Raw genomic sequence first — 14,668 nt, forward strand, 5'->3', positions numbered from 1 at the left:
ACCATGTCCCACTATCATCTTAATGTACCTCAGTACCAAGGTCAGCCTCATGCTAAGTTTCAGGCGTTGGCGAAACCAATTGGAGCGGTGTGTAATATTAACTGTGACTATTGCTATTATCTGGATAAACAACAGCTACTAGAGTATCCCAAGAATCGCTCGTACAAGATGAGTGATGAGATGCTAGAGCGTTATATTCGCCAGTACATTCAAGGTCAAAACACGCCAGAGATCGTCTTCTCTTGGCATGGTGGCGAGCCAACAATGCTAGGCCTTAGTTATTTTGAACGAATAGTAGAGCTTCAAACGAAATACGCCAAACCCTATGTGAAGATAGTGAATGATATTCAGACCAATGGGCTGTTAATCAATGACAAATGGTGTCAATTTTTGGCGAAACACGCGTTTAGTGTAGGTTTGAGTATTGATGGCCCAGAACAGCTTCACAATACATATCGCAAGAACCGCTGCGGGCAGGGGACGTTTAGCAAGGTGATTGAAGCCGCCGAACATCTAAAGCGTCATGGTATCCACTTTGCGACGCTGACTTGTGTCAACAACGTCAATGGTAATTACCCTTTAGAGGTGTATCGCTTCTTAAGAGATGAGATTCAACCATCACAAATTCAATTTATCCCAGTTGTTGACCGAGATGAAGAGATAAAATGGGCTCAGTGTTCTGAAGCTGCAATCATCCCTGTATCCGCTCAAACAACAAGTTGGAGTGTCGCTCCGACTCAATGGGGAGACTTCTTAACGACCATTTTTGATGAATGGATGAAGCAGGATTTTGGCAAAGTTCATATTCCTTACTTTGAAAACTTTTTCGGAATTTGGATGGGTAAACCGAGTTCGATGTGTACGCTAAGCGATATATGCGGCAAGGGCATTGCTGTCGAACCTAATGGCGATGTTTATGCCTGCGATCACTATGTTCATCCTGAACACAAAATTGGCAATATTGAGCAGACGCCATTGGCGGCAATCGCTTTATCAAAACAGCAAATGACCTTTGGTTTTGCGAAACAAAGAGCGTTGCCCAAACAATGTTTGGAGTGCAAGGTGAGGTTTGCTTGTCATGGTGAGTGTCCAAAGAACCGAATCATAAAAGATAAGTACGGTAACCCTGGACTTAATTACTTATGCCAAGGTTGGCAACAAATATTTCATCATGTTGATCCAGTGATTACGCATATACTTGGGCTAAATGGAATTGCGAAAATAACATGTAAAGCTATTGGGTGAGAATATGGATAGTTATTTACTACTCGGCTTGGTCATGGCGCTGCTCAGTATTTGGAAAACCTATTCTGGTCCCGCATTAGCAGGTTTTGTTGGTTTTAGTTATCCAGAGATGTTGCTGTTTAATGTGGTTCCGGCATTAATCGCAGGCTATTTCGGCTGGTTTATAGGACGATATTCCTTTTACCTTTATACGAGAAAGAATTTTCAGCCCTACAGGCCTAAGTTGAGGCGATTCGTAACCGCATGGAAAAGGTACGGTAATAAGACTATGGCCACACTTGCTCCTGTTCTGGTTGGCATTCCACTCTACACCTTAATCGCTAGGCGCCTCAGACAAAGTCACATTACTACCTTTATTTTACTTTCATTGTCTATTTTGTGTTGGAGCGGTTTGAGTTATAGCCTAGTCAATGCATTAAATCTTAGTACACATCTCAATTTACAAGGCTTACTTAGTCAGATAGGGCTTTGAGCTAACTTACTCTATTAAATCTGAAAATTTGCTTTATAGATACCAGCAACTAGTCTGTAAGAATAAACAGGAGAAGCAACATGACGCATACACAAAAGTTCTTGTTATTGGCGGTCCTTGGATTAATCCCTATTGCCTTAATGTATGGCTTGGTTCCTAGCATTACCTTACCTTTCCTGTTTGATATTGATGCATCACCGATTAATGTGAGTCATATCTTTCGCGCTGTAATGGGGCTTTATCTTGCATTGGCGGTTTATTGGCTTATGGGGGCTTTCGGGACGCAGCAAATGGCGCGTTCTGCACTACAAAGTCTGATTGTGTTTATGTGGGGGCTGGGTTTAGGTCGTGCTATTAGCATGGTCGTCGATGGGATACCAAATGGGCTGTTAGTCGTTTATCTTCTCCTCGAAATAGGGTTTGGAGTAGTAGGGATTGTGCTTCTCAAAAAAGATGATTTTGAAACCAAACGAGTCGCGTGAATATATTAGGAGGCAGGATGCACCGTATATTAATGAAATGGTTAGTGCTGAGTTTATTAGGCTTGAGTTCACTTGCGAATGCGAATGAAAAGCCACCAAACATTTTTGTTATTTTTACTGATGATATTGGTATCTCTAACCTAAGTGCTTACCATCGAGGGTTAATGAGTAGTGAGACGCCCAATATTGATAGTATTGCTGAAAAAGGAATGTTGCTGACGGACTATTATGCTCAGCCTTCTTGCACAGCAGGACGCTCTGCGTTTATTACCGGACAGTTCCCCGTTCGTACCGGCATGCATACTGTTGGTCTTCCAGGTAGCCCAGTAGGACTGAATGCTGAAACACCGACACTACCGGAAATACTGAAAACCTTAGGTTATACAACTGGCCAGTTTGGTAAGAACCATTTAGGTGACCGAGATGAAGTGCTACCAACAATGAATGGTTTCGATGAATATTGGGGTTGGTTATACCATCTTAATGCGATGGAATACACTGAAGATCCTGATTGGCCAAAAGACGAAGCGTTCCAGAAATTCGCACCAAGAAATGTGATTCATTCCAAGTCAGATGGCAAGGGTGGACAAACCATCAAAGATGACGGGCCTTTGACCATCGAACGCATGCGTACTTTAGATGATGAGGTTAATAAACATGCCATCAACTTCATCGAAAATGCGGTGAAACAAGACAAGCCTTTCTTCACCTGGTATTGCCCTTCAAGAGGCCATGTTTGGACTCACTTGTCTCCAGAGTACGAAGCTATGCTCGGACAAAACGGTTGGGGCTTGCAAGAAGTCGTGATGAAAGACCTCGATGATCATGTCGGTGAGATGCTTGCCAAATTAGAAGAGTTGGGTGTAGCGGATAACACGATTGTGATCTTTACAGCGGATAATGGGCCAGAAATCATGACTTGGCCTGATGGCGGAATGACGCCTTTCCATGGTGAAAAAGGCTCAACTTGGGAAGGTGGTGTCCGTGCGCCTCTGTTGGTGAGCTGGCCAGGTAAAATTCCAGCAGGAAAAATACACAACGGGATGTTTGATGGTATGGACTGGTTACCTACGCTGGTTGAAGCCGCAGGTGGACCAAGCGATCTCAAACAACAAATGCTGACAGGGTATGAAGGCTTTAAAGCGCATTTAGATGGTTACAATCAAATATCGATGCTCACTGAACTAGCACCGTCAAATCGTAAAGAAATCATTTACTACGAACGTGACAGACTTCAAGCGGTTCGCGTTGGTGATTGGAAAGCTCATTTTGTGGTGCAAAATCATGGCTGGAGTGGACCGAAGGAAGAGCTTAATGCACCGCTGCTCTTCAACCTACGCCGCGATCCTTATGAGCGTGCTGCTGAGGAGTCTGGTATGTACATCAACTGGATGGGCAAGAAAATGTGGGCATTTGGCCCAGCTCAGGCAGCGGTACAACAACACTTAGAAACCTTTAAAGAGTGGCCTCCTGTCACTTTTGAGCCGGATGCGGTGGATGCGTCCGGAATAGGGCGCTAAATGGTTGTTAATTAAAATAGTTACTATAGGGCTGCTTGCAGCCCTTATTTTATCAGTAACTTGGTTTCCATCATGGCTTGCTCTAAATGCGTTCGGTCTTTTTGCATCGCGCAAAGTAATGTGGCACCTAACCACTTGGCATAAAGCGTTCGCGAGACCATGTATGGATTTTCTATAGCTAGCAGACCTTGCTCGTTGCCAGATGCGAAATAATCCGCCATGCGATTAATGACTTTTTCAGCGCCGTTATCCAGTTCGACTTGCATACTTGATGATGTTCCAGATATTTCACCAGACAACTTCACCACTAAACATTTAATCCGAAAATCTTCTGTTACCTTTGAATCTGACCAAAACTCGAAGTAATGTAACGCGCGCTGTTCATAGGCAATGGAGCTGTCTTCTAGATATTGACTGAGCGTGTTTAGATGGTCTTCAAAATAGTCTTCTAATAACTGGCGGCCGAAATCTTCCTTCGATTTGAAATGATGGTAAAAAGAGCCCTTCGTTGCGTTCGCTTGCTGAATGATCTTCATAATACCAATGCCAGCGAATCCATGTTCGCTAATGAGGTCAAACCCAGCGTCGAGAAGTGTTTGTTTTAAATCAGCCATAAGTCCGCCCTTTTTTGAAATCGGCGACTATTGTAACTCTGAACAAACAGACCGTACAGTCTAGCAGCGTTAACATCGTTAATCGGATGATTTGCCACGAAATCGCTATTGCTATTTCAATAACTCATGTCATCCTTATGAAAAAACCTACAAGGAGAGATCATGCCTAAAATTGCAATGTTGAGTACTGGTGAAGAGGTATTGTATGGCGATATTGTTGATACCAATGCCGCGTGGCTCAGCCGTGTATTTTATGAGCATGGGTTTTCCATGTCGAAGCGCTCTACAGTAGGTGACCAGCGAGCTGAGTTGCTACAAGAAATGATCATGCTAAGTTTGAATCTGGATGTGGTGATCGTCAATGGTGGCTTGGGGCCTACGTCTGATGATCTCACTGCTGAAGTAGCAGCGGAAGCCGCGGATCAATCTTTAGTGTTGAACCAAGGTTGGTTGGAAACACTCAAAGCCTTCTATGCTCAACGCGGTAAATCCATGCCTGACAGCAACATCAAACAAGCAATGTTGCCAGAGGGCGCGGTGGTGGTTGATAACCCAATTGGCACCGCATGTGGTTTCAAAATGATGATCAATGATTGCTTGTTTTACTTCACTCCAGGTGTCCCAAGCGAATTCAAAAAAATGACGCTTGAGCAGATTTTGCCTGACTTAAAACATGAATTCCCTAATCAACAAGGTAGGGTATGCCGACGTTTATATACGTTTGGCCTATCGGAATCTGGTATTGCAGACACGCTTTCAAGTCTTAATCTACCGCCGGAATATGAGTTGGGCTATCGTTCTTATCTTCCTTTTATCGAAGTCAAACTGTTTGGTCCTTCAGACGATTTAGAAATAGGGTCAAGAGTGCTCTCGATGATAGAGAAGCTCTTGCATAGTAATGTTGTCAGTGTCGATCAACCTATGCTGGACAGAATTGGTCATTTGGTTGAGTTACATAAACCAACCATTGCTATATCTGAACATGGTACCAAGGGTTACCTAGCCTCTTGGCTTCAAGACAATGAACAGATTGAGCAATATTGCGGGGCAACATGGGTACTTGGCTCTAAAACGGCATCGCCGCTTGATAGAGACAGTGAAAGGTTGGGGGCCACTCTAGCGCTAGCAGGAGCGACAAAAAGCAACTGCAGTTCAGATATTGCCTTGTCCACAGGAAAGCTTGAAGGTGGAGAGTTCTCCGTGGCGCTTTCAACGCCCAAAGGTGAATGGGGGCAGACGCTAAAACTGCAACGAAGCTACAGCTCTCAAAGTGTAAAAACTGTCATTAGTACGGTGGCGGGAGATATGCTTAGACGTTACCTAGATAATAAGCCAATGTTCCCTGATTATGGCTTTCTTACTCGTACCGAAGAGATATTTCTACCAACGGATCAGTTAACTTGATCCTACTAAGATAAATATTCAACACAGTGCCTATATTCTATTTTGTTATGTATATATGAAAATTAGATCTAGCTCACAATAAGCTGATCTCTAACAGGAATTTCAAATTCTCATTTTTGAGAGTAGCCCTTTCTTTTTATTTGATTAAAATCAATGTTCACCCTGAAAATGGTGGTGTGTAGGAGGGGTAAATATGATCCAGCAATCAAGAATAAGAGTGTTTTATCAGATCGCCAATGAGCAGATTATGCTTGGCGAAGCACTCAGCAAAAAATGCGGTGATATAGCGGCTATGTGGTTGAAGGCTCCTATGGAAGAGATCCTGTCTGATGACGGTTTTAGAATCTCGCTCTACGATGATGGTGGACGTCGCATTGCAGACAAACATGTTTCTATGGGTACAGCAGACTCCATATTGTCGACTGTCGACTGAGACCCAATTCAAGTTACTTTAGGCTGATCAATTTGATCAGCCTTTTCTTTTTCTGATGTTTATTTGTACGATTCTGTGATCCATTTTGTGCTTTTGCTCTAATTTGTCCACAGTTGCTGATTCTTGTCTCATACTTTGCGAACCCACACTTTGTGAACCAACAAAAATAAGGCCTAAATAAGGCTATGAGAAGAGAAAGTATTAGAATGAACACGCCTTCTGTTCAACAAATTAAATCGCTAATGGGAGTAGATGGTAAACCTAACTACGGTCATCTTTTATCCATTCCAGAAGCTCTAGACATTGCCAGCTTTCGCTACTATTCCACAATGGATAGAGAACGCAGTTCACTCGCTAAATATTTCCATTACAAGCAGTTTCAGTTTGTCAGTATTTTTACTTCCAAATACGTTTTAGGCATAGCGATCGCTGATATTCGCTACCTTGGAACCAGTTTTTGCTATCTCTATGACATTGAAAAAAAACAACTCGTTGAAGAGAGTTGGATGCGTCCCGTGGGATTAGGGTATTCACTCACAGCGTCGCCTTGGAAAGGGAAAGCACAGTTCAATCAAGGGCAGATTTGTTTTGATATTGAAGAGGGAGAGTGGCGGGTTCGAGCTAAGTGTAAAGCGTTCGAATTGGACGTATTGCTTGATGCCGGAGATGCAGAAAGTACACCGCTAATGGTTTCATCGCCTACAGGCTACAACGGATGGACTTATACGCAAAAGCATAATGCATTGAATGTGAGGGGAGAGTTCAAGGTAGGTGGTCAAACGCAACCGATGGAAAGTTGTCTAGGCGGGTATGACTTTTCAGCAGGTTTTATGAGGCGTGAAACAAGTTGGCGCTGGGCGAGTATTAACGGCAAAGCTCAAGGTGTGACAATTGGTCTTAATCTCGCGGCTGGAGTTAACGAGACGGGAGTAACTGAAAATGTACTTTGGGTTAATGGTAAGCGTAGTCTATTAGCGGGTGTAATGTTTGATTTTGACCGACAAGTACCAGACTCTGACTGGCGCATTTATGATGACCAAGGGCGAGTCGATTTGACCTTTCAACCGCTTAATGCTCGTAAAGAAAAACTCAATCTTTGGGTACTTAAAAGTAATTTTCGCCAGTTCATTGGCCACTTTTCTGGTGTTGTAAAGGATGAAGAAGGTCGCGAGTATCAACTTTCGCAAGTAATGGGATTAACCGAAGACCACTTTGCAAAGTGGTAAATACAAACAAAGAATCAATGGAATATGATGGATAAACTTGTTCAAAACCCGGAGTGGTTGTTAATTGTATTAGCTCCTTTATTTGTCATTATGATGGTGCTCGAGTATTGGCTTGGTCAACGGGGAAACCGCCTGCCAAGCTCTGCGCAGTACTCTCTAAAGGAATTGGCATGTAACTTCTCGTTGGCTGGGCTTCATCAACTTACCGATCTCGTTGCGGGGCTGTTTATCGCCAAACTATACCTGCTAGTGTTTGGCTGGAAACTTTTTGATATCAAGATGTCATTAAGCATGTTTTTGGCGTTAATGGTATTACAAGACTTTTTCTACTATTGGTTCCATCGAGCGAGTCATCGCATTCGCTGGATGTGGGCTGCTCACGTTGTCCACCATAGTTCCGAGAATATGAACTTCAGTACCGCATTTAGACAGAGCTTAATGTACCCGCTAGCGGGAATGTGGCTGTTTTGGATGCCACTGGTCATTATAGGTTTCGACCCTAAATGGGTGGTATTTGTAGTGCTGCTGAATCTAGGTCTACAGTTCTTTGTTCATACACAATGGATACGTCGCTTGGGGCCCCTTGAATGGGTGATTAATACCCCATCGCACCATCGGGTTCATCATGGTGTCAACGCGCAATACATAGACAAAAACTACGCGGGAATTCTGATTATCTGGGATCGAATGTTTGGGACTTTTGAGCCCGAAGTAGAAGAAGTTCGTTATGGAATCAGCAAGCCAGTTAATAGCTTCAATCCAATCACGGTTACTTTTGCCGAATGGAAAGATATGCTAAATGACTTATCACGCAAAGATCTGACGTTAAGAGCGAAAATCAAAATGATTTTATCTCCGCCAACGGATACGCATTAACCTAAGATTGATCAAATTACTGCTGTGATAAAGGTTGAGTGTTGTGACGAGAGAGTAAGGCGAGAGAGTCACTATAAAAGTCGCAATATTATCAAGGTGCTGAAGGCGGTAAGCACGTTGATGGATAGTGTTTATTATTAGTTATAGTGATGGTCAATGGATACTGGCCTTAGTAGTGAAGGTACTGATTATCAAGCCTGTAGTGAGAACTTTCCGATTAGCTCGTCATGGACGTTGGTAATGGTGCCAGTATGAGTAGATTCACAGTAACTAAACGCCAAATTTAGGTCTTTGGTTTTTGCTCTGGTGAGAAAGTGTCTAAGCAAAATATCGCTGTTTAGTTGGTGCGGTTCAGAGACCCAAGTTACATTATCTTTGATTGATTTAAACGTTACTTTCATATTTCTCCTATTTGGATTTTTGTGTGTTTTTAGTGGATTCACGGTTTTGGTAAAACCAAAAGCGTTTTCTGCCGATAGATCGAGACATAATTTACCTAAATATAATGATGCTAATTGTAGATTTAATACCATCAGAGAGTGATGGATGTTTGAGCGTGTTGCTTGATAGAGAAATGTATAGCGAGAACGTTGAGAGGAGAGGTTATTGCTAGTTTTTTCTAAAATCCAAAGTGAAAAGATAAGATGAAAGCGGTTAATGATGCCGCTTTCATCAATAAAATCTTATAGAGCTACAACGTTTGCAGCTTGAAGACCTTTCTGGCCTTGCTCTACTTCAAAAGACACTTTTTGGCCTTCTGCTAGAGTTTTGAAACCTTCAGATGCGATAGCACGGAAATGAACGAATACGTCAGCACCGCCATTTTCTTGAGCTAGGAAGCCGAAGCCTTTCTCTTCGTTAAACCATTTTACTGTGCCGTTTACTTTGTTAGACATGATGTGTCCCTTATATAAATTTAAAATTGTTGCGATGCGCTGATGGGCTGGAATTATTTAATGTATCGATGAAGCTTAGGGAAACACTGAGGATGACGACAATAACGAAGAGATTCTGAGAGTTTTACTTTTACAACTGGATATTTCATTTAATAACTCTGAACAACAGAGCGACGCCAGTATGGGGCTTATAAAACACCTTGTAAAGGGTTATTTTTAATGTTGTACGATTTAGTGAAGGGAATTGCACACTCGCTGACTACACCTGCTCAAACCCGCAGCAATAAAAAACGGCTCTGGAGAGCCGTTTTGGGAATGACTTGAGCTATGCTCGCTTCTTAACTTGATGCGCAATATTGTCGAGCTCGATATCAGTTTTCGCTCGACAAATACAAGGCAGGATTTCATTACCTTGTGTATATGCCATTGCAAACCCTACATATTCCACTTCTCCCGAAACCAGTGTACAGCGGCAAGCGCCACAGTGCCCGTCTCGACAGTTGTATTCAGGTTCTAACCCTGCTTGCTCCATAGTCTCTAAGACTGTGTTTGAAGGGTTAGACTCTATAGTGGTGATAGAGTTTATCTTAATGGTTGGCATTAAAGTTCGAAGCCCTCGAAGTCGTCTGCGTTTACTTCATTGTCGATTTGACCGACAAGGTAAGAACTGATCTCTGCTTCTTGTGGTGCAACCTGTACATTATCAGATGATAACCAAGCGTTAATCCAAGGAATTGGATTCGATGTAGCTTCTGGATAAGCTGCATCAAGACCAACTGCCTGCATACGAACGTTCGAGATATATTCAACGTATTGGCACAGGATATCTTTGTTAAGACCGATCATAGAGCCGTCTTTGAATAGGTATTCTGCCCACTCTTTTTCTTGCTCTGCCGCTTCTTTGAATAGGTCGAAACAGTCTTGCTTACATTCTTCAGCGATTTGCATGAATGAGAAATCGTCTTGACCGTTACGAAGCAGGTTAATCATGTGCTGAGTACCGGTTAGGTGCAGCGCTTCATCACGAGCAATCAGCTTGATGATTTTCGCGTTACCTTCCATCAGTTCACGCTCTGCGAACGCAAACGAACAAGCGAAACTCACGTAGAAACGAATCGCTTCTAGTGCGTTTACTGACATCAGACATAGGTACAGCTTCTTCTTCAGGTCGTACAAGTTAACTTTAACTTCTTCGCCTTTGATGTTGTGCGTACCTTCACCGAAGCGGTGGTAGTCGTTTGTCGCTTGAATTAGATCATCGTAGTAGTGTGCGATGTCCTTCGCACGCTTTAGGATGTGTTCGTTTTCAACGATATCGTCAAAAACCACACCTGGATCGTTCACGATGTTACGGATGATGTGTGTGTAAGAACGAGAGTGGATAGTCTCAGAGAATGACCATGTCTCGATCCATGTTTCTAGTTCTGGAAGTGACACGAGCGGTAACAGAGCAACGTTCGGGCTACGACCTTGAATCGAGTCTAGAAGCGTTTGGTACTTCAGGTTACTGATGAAAATGTGTTTTTCATGCTCTGGCAATTTGTTGTAGTCAATGCGATCACTTGATACATCTACTTCTTCTGGACGCCAAAAGAAGGAAAGCTGTTTTTCAATCAGCTTTTCAAAAATCTCAAATTTTTGTTGGTCATAACGCGCAACGTTCACTGGTTGACCTAGGAACATTGGTTCTTTTAATGCGTTATTCTTTGTTTGGGTAAAAGTACTGTAAGCCATTGTGCTGCAATCCTTTTTAAGCCCCTCCGTTTAAGGGAAGGGCGAGAAAATCTTAACTTGTTTACTGCGAGATATTAAATCTTACAGCCGCCGCCTGCGCAATCGTCATCTTGCTCAACCACTACTACAGACTTGTCGCTTTGGTCGTCTTTCGCCCCGTCGCGAGTGTTATGGTAGTAAAGTGTCTTCACGCCATATTTATACGCAGTAAGCAGGTCTTGAAGCAATTTCTTCATCGGCACTTTGCCGCTTTCGTAAACGCTTGGGTCATAGTTAGTATTTGCTGAGATCGCTTGGTCAACGAATTTCTGCATGATACCTACTAGATGCAAGTAACCGTCGTTGTTGCCGATGTTCCAAAGTAGTTCGTAGTTCTCTTTTAGATTAGCGAAGTCTGGAACAACCTGTTTCAGGATACCGTCTTTTGATGCTTTCACTGAAACGTAGCCACGAGGTGGTTCAATACCATTAGTCGCGTTAGAAATCTGAGAGGAAGTCTCAGATGGCATTAGCGCCGTCAGTGTTGAGTTACGTAGACCAAATTCCATGATTTCAGAACGTAGTGCATCCCAATCATAGTGCAGTGGCTCGTCACACACTAAATCGACATCATTCTTGTAAGTGTCGATAGGTAATAGACCTTTCGCATAGTTTGTCTCATGGAACGATGGGCAACGACCTTGCTCTTTCGCCAGTTCAACAGACGCTTTTAGCAAGTGGTATTGAATCGCTTCAAACGTACGGTGAGTGAGGTTATTTGCAGAACCGTCAGAGTATTTAACACCATTTTTCGCAAGGTAGTAGGCATAGTTAATAACACCGACACCCAGCGTACGACGATTCATCGTAGACTTATAAGCCGCTGGTAATGGATAGTCTTGATAATCAAGTAGAGCATCAAGAGCACGAACCACTAGGTCCGATAGATCTTTTAGGTCATCGAGCTCGTTGATTGCACCAAGGTTAAATGCCGAAAGTGTACATAGCGCGATTTCACCTGAGTCGTCTTCTACGTTTGACAATGGCTTAGTTGGCAGTGCGATTTCTAAACATAGGTTAGATTGGCGAACTGGCGCAACTTTCGAATCGAATGGGCTGTGCGTATTACAATGGTCTACGTTTTGAATGTAGATACGACCTGTAGAAGCACGCTCTTGCATCAGTAGAGAGAATAGCTCTACCGCTTTAACGGTTTCTTTCTTAATTGATGGATCGTTTTCGTACTTAACGTATAGACGCTCAAACTCATCTTGATCTTCAAAGAACGCGTCATATAGACCTGGTACGTCTGAAGGCGAGAATAGAGTGATGTTGCCACCTTGAACTAGGCGAGCATACATGAGTTTGTTCAGCTGAACGCCGTAATCCATGTGACGTACACGGTTTTCTTCTACACCACGGTTGTTCTTAAGAACAAGTAGTGATTGTACTTCGCCATGCCACATAGGGTAGAACACAGTTGCTGCGCCACCACGAACACCACCTTGCGAGCAGCATTTAACCGCTGTTTGGAAGTACTTGTAGAATGGGATACAACCAGTATGGAATGCTTCGCCTCCACGGATTTCAGAACCCAGCGCGCGAATACGACCGGCATTGATGCCGATACCAGCACGTTGCGAAACGTAACGAACAATTGAGCTTGCTGTTGCGTTAATAGAATCTAGGCTATCGCCACATTCAATCAGTACGCACGAGCTAAATTGGCGCGTAGGAGTACGAACACCTGACATAATTGGTGTTGGTAGAGAAATCTTGAATGTTGATGTTGCATCATAAAAGCGCTTGATATAGTCAAGACGAGTCGCTTTTGGATACTTAGCGAATAGGCAAGCCGCTACCAGGATGTAGAGGAACTGTGCACTTTCGTAAATCTGACCAGAAACACGGTTTTGAACGAAGTACTTACCTTCAAGCTGTTTTACGGCAGCATATGAGAAGTCGTGATCTCGAGTGTGGTCGATATAGCTATCTAACTCATCTAATTCAGACTTAGTGTAATCTTCCAATAGATGTGCATCGTACTTGCCCATCTCTACCATTTTAGAAACATGGTCAAATAGCGCTGGTGGCTCATATTGGCCATAAGCTTTTTTACGAAGGTGGAAGATAGCTAAACGCGCAGCTAGATATTGATAGTCTGGTGCATCTTCTGAAATCAAATCTGCAGCAGACTTGATGATAGTTTCGTGGATATCTGACGTAGTAATACCATCATAAAACTGGATGTGAGCCTTGAGTTCTACCTGAGATACAGAAACGTTGTTAAGCCCTTCTGCAGCCCATGCGATGACGCGATGGATTTTTTCGAGATCGATACTTTCTTTGCGGCCATTACGCTTAGTAACGGTAAGTTGTTGGTTCATTCTGAGGTGTTCCCTAACAAAACAATATGAAGCTTCGCTTTTATGAAATTTTGTTGAGTCTTAGCGATAGCTTCGTGATCAATGTCACCCTATACGTTTCGGCTTCCAACACAAGATATAGGGGTCATCTTAACTACGAGTTACAAGATAGTGCTATAGCGGGAGATTTTCAAGTTTGAGAAATTGAATGTCTTGTGGATAACTAGGGGAAAGAAAAATTTCAGTTAGTAGATACTTACCACTGAAGATAGACCTGACTTAGTAGTGAAATTTGCGTGCTAGCAGATTGGTTTTGTTTTAAACAAAGACGAAAAAAAATTCCTTGATCTTTGCCAATTTTTGGTTGTTATTCTTTAGCTCAATAAAACTGCGATATCGGCACACAAAATCGGCGAAAGTGTCTTGTTTTTGTAAATGATTTGTGTGTGAAAATTAACGAAGCTGAGTGCCAATTAACCGAAGGAAATTGGCACTAGATATAGAGGAACTTAAAGTGACTTTTCGGTGAGCACGATGTAGTTCACATCGACACGATTACCCAGTTTATAGGTATCGGTTAGTGGATTATAGAGAAGTCCTGTAATCCCTTTCTCCGTAAGGTCAGTTTTATCGATCATCTTGATAAGTTCTGAAGGCTTGATGAATTTGTCATGTGAGTGTGTGCCATCTGGAACTATTTTAAGCAGCTTCTCTGCACCAACGATAGCAAATAAGTAAGACTGCAAGTTGCGGTTAAGGGTGGAGAAGAACACTTGGCCACCAGGCTTAACCAGTTTTGAACATGATGCGATGACTGATGCAGGATCTGGCACGTGTTCTAGCATTTCCATACATGTTACGACATCATATTTGCCTGCGTTTTCAGCGGCGTGCTGTTCTACTGTACTTTGCACATAGGTCAGTTTGGTGCCTGTTTCTAATGCATGCAGCCTGGCGACTTCAAGCGGCTCTTTACCCATGTCTAACCCTGTAACTTCAGCACCTTGTTTCGCCATACTTTCTGCAAGGATACCGCCGCCACAACCTACATCAAGAACGGTTTTACCAAACAAGCCATTGGCCTTTTCTAAAACATAATTGAGTCTGAGAGGGTTGATTTGATGTAGTGGTTTGAACTCACCTTCAAGATCCCACCAGCGACTTGCCATCTCTTCAAATTTCTTAATTTCGTTGAGGTCTACGTTTTGTTGCTTATCCATATATGCCAAGAGTGTTGTTCCAAGGTTGCGACGCAGTATACCGCAAATTGGATTGGGAAATATCTTCTCGTAGGCAGAATCCTCAGAATTCTTTATCCAGCACACTATTTATCTGATTAATTGACGGTTTTTTCGCCGATTTTCAGAGTCATAGATTGGAAATGTGCAAATTGTGGACGTTTGAATCGCAACCAAGGTCAC

15 protein-coding genes are annotated in these 14,668 nt (G+C 42.9%); 8 read left to right on the top strand and 7 right to left on the bottom strand.

Translation table 11 applies throughout. The features are described 5' to 3' along the window. Window positions 1-3: 3 nt before the first annotated feature. The 4 genes from MMA19_RS16055 (at window position 4) to MMA19_RS16070 (ending at window position 3,719) form a co-directional block, all read left to right on the top strand. The gene (locus MMA19_RS16055) at window positions 4-1,245 is read left to right on the top strand and encodes an anaerobic sulfatase maturase (RefSeq protein ID WP_240206665.1); all 1,242 of its coding nucleotides are present in this window, start codon (window positions 4-6) and stop codon (window positions 1,243-1,245) included. Window positions 1,246-1,249: 4 nt separating this feature from the next. Next, window positions 1,250-1,717 (top strand): hypothetical protein, encoded by a 468-nt coding sequence (locus MMA19_RS16060; RefSeq protein ID WP_240206666.1) that lies wholly within the window; start codon window positions 1,250-1,252, stop codon window positions 1,715-1,717. An 80-nt stretch (window positions 1,718-1,797) separates the two neighbouring features. Continuing rightward, window positions 1,798-2,199, top strand: coding sequence for a DUF4345 domain-containing protein (locus MMA19_RS16065; RefSeq protein ID WP_124940974.1), 402 nt, complete (start codon window positions 1,798-1,800; stop codon window positions 2,197-2,199). A gap of 32 nt (window positions 2,200-2,231) precedes the next feature. Next, a complete protein-coding gene (locus MMA19_RS16070) occupies window positions 2,232-3,719 on the top strand; it encodes an arylsulfatase (protein ID WP_086027638.1) in 1,488 nt (495 codons plus the stop codon). A 44-nt stretch (window positions 3,720-3,763) separates the two neighbouring features. Here MMA19_RS16070 and MMA19_RS16075 read toward each other — a convergent pair whose 3' ends face one another. Continuing rightward, window positions 3,764-4,333: a TetR/AcrR family transcriptional regulator gene (locus MMA19_RS16075; protein ID WP_240206667.1), complete on the bottom strand. Its 570-nt coding sequence runs from the start codon at window positions 4,331-4,333 to the stop codon at window positions 3,764-3,766. A gap of 162 nt (window positions 4,334-4,495) precedes the next feature. On the opposite strand from MMA19_RS16075, the gene MMA19_RS16080 reads away from it, so the two are divergent. From MMA19_RS16080 to MMA19_RS16095, 4 genes are all read left to right on the top strand, one after another. Next, the gene (locus tag MMA19_RS16080; protein WP_124940975.1) at window positions 4,496-5,737 is read left to right on the top strand and encodes a CinA family nicotinamide mononucleotide deamidase-related protein; all 1,242 of its coding nucleotides are present in this window, start codon (window positions 4,496-4,498) and stop codon (window positions 5,735-5,737) included. A 193-nt stretch (window positions 5,738-5,930) separates the two neighbouring features. Continuing rightward, complete coding sequence (locus tag MMA19_RS16085) at window positions 5,931-6,170, top strand: hypothetical protein (RefSeq protein ID WP_006073920.1); 240 nt, start codon at window positions 5,931-5,933, stop codon at window positions 6,168-6,170. 206 nt (window positions 6,171-6,376) lie between these two features. Then, the gene (locus MMA19_RS16090; protein WP_240206668.1) at window positions 6,377-7,396 is read left to right on the top strand and encodes a DUF2804 domain-containing protein; all 1,020 of its coding nucleotides are present in this window, start codon (window positions 6,377-6,379) and stop codon (window positions 7,394-7,396) included. Between the two features lie 27 nt (window positions 7,397-7,423). Next, window positions 7,424-8,272 carry a sterol desaturase family protein gene (locus MMA19_RS16095; protein WP_038222857.1) on the top strand — a complete coding sequence of 283 codons (849 nt, stop codon included), beginning with the start codon at window positions 7,424-7,426 and terminating at the stop codon, window positions 8,270-8,272. Between the two features lie 191 nt (window positions 8,273-8,463). Here the strand turns inward: MMA19_RS16095 and MMA19_RS16100 are convergent, their stop codons facing one another. From MMA19_RS16100 to ubiG, 6 genes are all read right to left on the bottom strand, one after another. Then, on the bottom strand, window positions 8,464-8,673 hold the full coding sequence (locus tag MMA19_RS16100; RefSeq protein WP_038222859.1) for a hypothetical protein: 210 nt from the start codon (window positions 8,671-8,673) through the stop codon (window positions 8,464-8,466). Between the two features lie 282 nt (window positions 8,674-8,955). After that, the gene (locus tag MMA19_RS16105; RefSeq protein ID WP_006073927.1) at window positions 8,956-9,168 is read right to left on the bottom strand and encodes a cold-shock protein; all 213 of its coding nucleotides are present in this window, start codon (window positions 9,166-9,168) and stop codon (window positions 8,956-8,958) included. A gap of 325 nt (window positions 9,169-9,493) precedes the next feature. Continuing rightward, the gene (yfaE, locus tag MMA19_RS16110) at window positions 9,494-9,769 is read right to left on the bottom strand and encodes a class I ribonucleotide reductase maintenance protein YfaE (protein WP_006073928.1); all 276 of its coding nucleotides are present in this window, start codon (window positions 9,767-9,769) and stop codon (window positions 9,494-9,496) included. Then, window positions 9,769-10,902, bottom strand: coding sequence for a class Ia ribonucleoside-diphosphate reductase subunit beta (gene nrdB, locus MMA19_RS16115; protein WP_006073932.1), 1,134 nt, complete (start codon window positions 10,900-10,902; stop codon window positions 9,769-9,771). Before nrdB ends, yfaE begins: the two co-directional genes overlap by 1 nt. A 74-nt stretch (window positions 10,903-10,976) precedes the next feature. Continuing rightward, on the bottom strand, window positions 10,977-13,268 hold the full coding sequence (gene nrdA / locus MMA19_RS16120; RefSeq protein ID WP_006073933.1) for a class 1a ribonucleoside-diphosphate reductase subunit alpha: 2,292 nt from the start codon (window positions 13,266-13,268) through the stop codon (window positions 10,977-10,979). 488 nt (window positions 13,269-13,756) lie between these two features. After that, window positions 13,757-14,467 (bottom strand): bifunctional 2-polyprenyl-6-hydroxyphenol methylase/3-demethylubiquinol 3-O-methyltransferase UbiG, encoded by a 711-nt coding sequence (ubiG, locus tag MMA19_RS16125; protein WP_240206669.1) that lies wholly within the window; start codon window positions 14,465-14,467, stop codon window positions 13,757-13,759. Window positions 14,468-14,668 lie beyond the last annotated feature (201 nt).

The organism is Vibrio sp. CyArs1, from assembly GCF_022432925.1.
Taxonomy (GTDB): Bacteria; Pseudomonadota; Gammaproteobacteria; order Enterobacterales; family Vibrionaceae; genus Vibrio; species Vibrio mediterranei.